Source organism: Porphyrobacter sp. GA68 (assembly GCF_022605525.1).
GTDB lineage: Bacteria > Pseudomonadota > Alphaproteobacteria > Sphingomonadales > Sphingomonadaceae > Qipengyuania_B.
Map to the genome: position 1 here is coordinate 1 of NZ_JAKQYJ010000009.1, position 1,372 is coordinate 1,372.

The following is a 1,372-nucleotide window of genomic DNA, read 5'->3' on the forward strand; positions in this document are numbered from 1 at the left end:
TGGGAAATAGGCAAATCCGTTTCCCATAAGGCTGAGCTGTGATGGCGAGCGAAATATAGTAGCGAAGTTCCTGATTCCACACTGCCAAGAAAAGCCTCTAGCGAGGTGAGAGGTGCCCGTACCGCAAACCGACACAGGTAGGCGAGGAGAGAATCCTAAGGTGATCGAGAGAACTCTCGTTAAGGAACTCGGCAAAATGACCCCGTAACTTCGGGAGAAGGGGTGCTCTGTTAGGGTGCAAGCCCGAGAGAGCCGCAGTGAATAGGCCCAGGCGACTGTTTAGCAAAAACACAGGTCTCTGCGAAGCCGTAAGGCGAAGTATAGGGGCTGACGCCTGCCCGGTGCTGGAAGGTTAAGAGGAGCGCTTAGCGTAAGCGAAGGTGCGAATTGAAGCCCCAGTAAACGGCGGCCGTAACAATAACGGTCCTAAGGTAGCGAAATTCCTTGTCGGGTAAGTTCCGACCCGCACGAAAGGCGCAACGATCTGGGCACTGTCTCAACGAGAGACTCGGTGAAATTATAGTACCTGTGAAGATGCAGGTTACCCGCGACAGGACGGAAAGACCCCGTGGAGCTTTACTGCAGCCTGATATTGAATGTTGGTACAGCTTGTACAGGATAGGTAGGAGCCTTGGAAACCGGAGCGCCAGCTTCGGTGGAGGCATCGGTGGGATACTACCCTGGCTGTATTGACCTTCTAACCCGCCGCCCTTATCGGGCGGGGAGACAGTGTCAGGTGGGCAGTTTGACTGGGGCGGTCGCCTCCTAAAAGGTAACGGAGGCGCCCAAAGGTTCCCTCAGAATGGTTGGAAATCATTCGCAGAGTGTAAAGGCACAAGGGAGCTTGACTGCGAGACCTACAAGTCGAGCAGGGACGAAAGTCGGGCTTAGTGATCCGGTGGTTCCGCATGGAAGGGCCATCGCTCAACGGATAAAAGCTACCCCGGGGATAACAGGCTTATCTCCCCCAAGAGTCCACATCGACGGGGAGGTTTGGCACCTCGATGTCGGCTCATCGCATCCTGGGGCTGTAGTCGGTCCCAAGGGTTGGGCTGTTCGCCCATTAAAGCGGTACGCGAGCTGGGTTCAGAACGTCGTGAGACAGTTCGGTCCCTATCCGTCGCGGGCGCAGGAAATTTGAGAGGAGCTGTCCTTAGTACGAGAGGACCGGGATGGACGCACCGCTGGTGTACCAGTTGTTCTGCCAAGGGCATCGCTGGGTAGCTATGTGCGGACGGGATAAGTGCTGAAAGCATCTAAGCATGAAGCCCCCCTCAAGATGAGATTTCCCATTCCGCAAGGAAGTAAGATCCCTGAAAGATGATCAGGTTGATAGGTCTGAGGTGGAAGTGTGGCGACACATGGAGCTGAC

The 1,372-nt window shown here is 55.2% G+C and carries 1 rRNA gene; it reads left to right on the forward strand.

The features are described from left to right. Positions 1 to 1,372 (forward strand): 23S ribosomal RNA (locus tag LHJ54_RS12675); the annotation flags it as partial.